Here is a 3,859-nt window from a genome sequence, read left to right on the forward strand (position 1 = left end):
CCCCTGGCTCACGGATCGGAACCGGCCGCTGGGCGAAGACCGATAGGGGCGCTCCGCAAGGAATGACACCGTGGCGTTGCGTCAGGCCGTAGGGTCGCAGCAGCTCCAGTTGGAACGTCCCAACCGCCGCGAGGAAATCGACCTTAGGCAGAGCTTCGGCCACACACTTTCGATAGGCGAGGTCCTGCATCAAGGTGGTCACATCATGCCCGTGGACCTGCCACAGCACCGGCAAGTCGCCGTCCAGCGCGGCCGAGATCGGCAGGCCGCTCCAGGAGAAATGGCACTGCACCGCTGACAGGTTCGCACCGAGCAGGGCGCGGCGGATGTCAGCGCGCTGTTCGTCGTCGGGAAGCACCGCGGCCTTCGACCCTAGACGTCGGGTCACACGGCTCCACCAGGTCCTCGGTCGCGTGAACGGGGTGGAGAATTTGTGCGTCTCAAGCCCAGGCGGCAGGGCAGCCGGATTGTCGGCCATCTTCCAGTAGAAAACCACAGGCTCGATCTGATCGAACTCCTGGCATTGACGCAGGATCCAGACTTCCGACGGGATGCCCAGTTCGGCGAGGACGACGCCCACTCTCGGCTTCATGATCTAGGCCTTGCGCGCCGTCTTGACCGGCGCGACTTGGTTGTCGCTGGGCATCTCTGCGCGGGTGACCCGCCCATGCTCGATCCGCAGGACCATGTCGCAGTTCTGGATCGTCGATAGCCGGTGGGCCACGATGATGATCGTAAGGCGTCGGTCGAGCTGCTCCAGCGAGGCGATGATCGCCGCCTCAGTGGCGTTATCGAGCGCGCTGGTGGCCTCGTCGAGCACAAGCACCGACGCGTTTTTATAGAGCGCGCGCGCGATTCCGATACGCTGGCGCTGGCCGCCGGACATCCAGGACCCGCGCTCCCCCACCCGGGCGTCGTAGCCATCGGGCAGGCTTTCGATGAAGTCGCTGACTTGCGCCTGTCGCGCCGCTTCGCGAACGCGGGCCTTGTCGATCTGGTCGTCGGCGTAGCCGAACGCGATGTTACGTTCCACCGAGGTGTCGGCGAGGAAGATCGATTGCGGCACGTGGGCGATCTGTTCGTGCCAGGCGCGCATGTTCTCCGGCGTAAGGCTCACCCCATCGATCCGAATCTGACCCTCGGTCGGATGCAAGAGGCCCAGGAGGATGTCGGTGATTGTGCTCTTGCCGCTGCCGGTGGTGCCTACGAAGCCGACGCGGGCGCCCTTCGGAATGCTCACAGAGACCCTCGACAGGACATCCGGAGAGTCCGCGCCATAGCGGAAGGTGACATTGTCGAGGACGAGGTCCTTCTCGAAGGGCAGTGGCGCCACACGGACATGGTCGACGGCTCGACGCGGCGAGGTCATCTCCAGCAAGTCCAATAGATTGCTGAGCCGGCGCCAGTTGGCGGCCAGCTGCACCACCGCGGCGTAGCCCATCTGCATGAGCGGCATGAGGCGCTGAGCCCCCAGCGCCAAAGCCGCAAGGGTCGGCAAGGCGGCCATCAGGCCGCCAGGCTTGCCGTTCACATAGAGCGAGATCAGCGCGATCATCACCATCCCAAGCGCCTCAAGTATGTAGCGCGGCGCGGTGGCGGCAAAGGTTACGATCGCCTGGGCGTTGCCTGCCGCGCGGTCGACGGCGCTGAAGGTCTTGATGAAGAACGGTTGGGTGTTGTCGAGAATGACTTCGCGGATGCCGCCGATGCTCTCCTGCACGGCGCGGGTCTTCTCCGCATTCATTTCGGACATGATCACGCCGCTGTGGCGCAGCCGCTTGCGCAGCAGGAAGCTAATGAGAACGTAGCAGCCGCCAAAGCCGAATATGGCCACCGCCGCCACCGGCGGATTGATGTAGATCAACGCTGCGATGATGCAGATTCCGATGAACATCGAGCTCATCGCCTGCATCAGAGGGATGAGCACTCCATTCGTCAGCATCTGCAGATCTTGGATGTGCGTGATCAGGACGCTGCTATTGTTGCGAATATGGAAGTCGTAGTCTTGATAGACCAACTTCTCGAACAGCTGTGTGGTGAGGTGCCGGCCGACGGAGAACGCGAAGCGGTTCATCATCCAAGCCATGAGCAAACGCACCACCCCTGACGACACTGCGACGGTCATGAAGATGCAGGCGACCAGCACGCGGAGCTGGTCGTGATCTCTGAATCTTTCTGGCACTGCGACGCCAGCCTGGTCGAGGTAGGTCAAAACCCGTCCAGCATCGCCTAGCACCGCCAAGAACGGTATCACCGTGCTGAGCGTGAGGACGTCCAGCACCGCGCCGAGTAACATTGCGCCGAGCACCAGGAGCAGTCGGGTCTGCAACCTGCCGGGGAGTTGGAGATAGATCCGCCGTACAAGAGCGATCAGGCCGACGCCCATTTAGATCTCCAACCCATTCTTCAACACACGAGACGCACCGCGAAGTCCGAACACTGGGGCGAAATGGCCAAGAAAGGCCTAACCTTGATTGGAAATCAGCCACCGCGATCCGCTCATCGCGGGTCAACGCGGCGCTTCCATGGCAAGGCCCTCCCGAGCCTACGATTTATGTCGCGCGCGGCCTTGTCGCGTCGTTCGTCAACCGTTGCGCAATCTCGGCGCCGCAGGATGGGGTGACACTACCACGGCGTTCCCAGCTGGGCGCTGATCTCACGGTCGCCGCCGGCGATGACATGCGACGAGCCCTAGGAACACTCCGTTGAGCAATACGCCCAAGGTCAGCGTCGTCATTCCCCACTACCATGACCTAAAGGCCCTCGACCTTTGCCTGCGGGCGCTCGCTGTCCAGACCTATCCCGCGTCGGACTTCGAGATCATCGTCGCCGACAATAACTCGCCCGAGGGCGAAGCCGTGGTGGCGCAGGCCATAGTTGGTCGGGCGCGGCTGGCCGTCGTGACCGAGAAAGGCGCTGGTCCGGCGCGGAACGGTGGCGTCAAGCTGGCGCGCGGCGATATCCTCGCCTTCACTGATTCCGACTGCGTGCCCGAACCCCAATGGCTCGCCGAAGGCCTCGCCGCCCTCCCAGCCTATGACTTTATCGGCGGCCGCGTGACAGTGCTGGTCGACGATCCGGCCCGGCTAACGGCCGCCGAGGCGTTCGAGCGGGTCTTCGCTTTTGACTTCAAGACCTACATTAACAAGAAGGGCTTCACCGGCGCCGGCAATCTCTTCTGCAGTCGCGCCGTGTTCGACGAGGTCGGGGGTTTTCGAGCCGCGGTATCAGAGGACGTGGAGTGGTCGTTCCGCGCCCGTAGCATGGGCTTTCGTCTCGGCTATGCGCCGCGCGCCATCGTCGGCCACCCGGCGAGGCGCACCTGGGACGAGCTCTGGGCCAAGTGGCGACGGGTGAACACCGAGACCTACGCTCTCTACAAGGAGCGTACCGCAGGCAAGCTCATCTGGATCGCCCGTAGCCTAGCCCTCCCCCTTTCGGCCTTGGCGCACACGCCCAAGGTCTTCGCCAGCGACCAACTCCTGGGCCTCAACCAGCGACTCGCGGCTGTGGGCATGCTGTTCAAGCTGCGCTTCCACCGGTTAGGTCACGCCTTCCGGCTTATGGCTCCGCGCGCCTGACCATGCATGAGACCATCTGCATCGTCGGCCTCTTGCGCCGCAACGCTTCGGGCGCGAGCGTCGCGATGTCTTCACCGTCGATCTCGACCGACCCGGCAGTCGGCTCGTACAGCCGCAAGAGCGCGCGGCCGACGGTGGATTTGCCGCAGCCGGATTCGCCCACAAGCGCCAGCGTCTCACCCTTGGCGATGGAGAAGGAAACCCCATCCACCGCATAAACCTGCCCGGTGATGCCGCCAAGAAAGCCGCCACGGACGGGGAAGTGCTTCTTGAGGTCG

4 protein-coding genes are annotated in these 3,859 nt (G+C 63.6%); 1 reads left to right on the forward strand and 3 read right to left on the reverse strand.

Translation table 11 applies throughout. The features are described from left to right. Together RMO04_RS17220 and RMO04_RS17225 are read right to left on the reverse strand one after the other, a co-directional pair. A partial coding sequence (locus RMO04_RS17220) for a hypothetical protein (protein WP_309645997.1) occupies positions 1 to 580 on the reverse strand: 580 nt, incomplete at its 3' end. A gap of 15 nt (positions 581 to 595) precedes the next feature. Next, positions 596 to 2,386, reverse strand: a complete 1,791-nt coding sequence (locus RMO04_RS17225) for an ABC transporter ATP-binding protein (RefSeq protein ID WP_309645998.1) — start codon at positions 2,384 to 2,386, stop codon at positions 596 to 598. A 319-nt stretch (positions 2,387 to 2,705) separates the two neighbouring features. Here RMO04_RS17225 and RMO04_RS17230 point away from each other — a divergent pair, with 319 nt between their 5' ends. Further along, positions 2,706 to 3,581 (forward strand): glycosyltransferase, encoded by an 876-nt coding sequence (locus RMO04_RS17230; protein WP_309645999.1) that lies wholly within the window; start codon positions 2,706 to 2,708, stop codon positions 3,579 to 3,581. On the opposite strand, the gene RMO04_RS17235 is transcribed toward RMO04_RS17230, so the two are convergent. Then, a partial coding sequence (locus RMO04_RS17235; protein ID WP_309646000.1) for an ABC transporter ATP-binding protein occupies positions 3,562 to 3,859 on the reverse strand: 298 nt, incomplete at its 5' end. The genes RMO04_RS17230 and RMO04_RS17235 overlap by 20 nt on opposite strands.

This window comes from Phenylobacterium sp. (assembly GCF_031412415.1).
Taxonomy (GTDB): Bacteria; Pseudomonadota; Alphaproteobacteria; order Caulobacterales; family Caulobacteraceae; genus Phenylobacterium.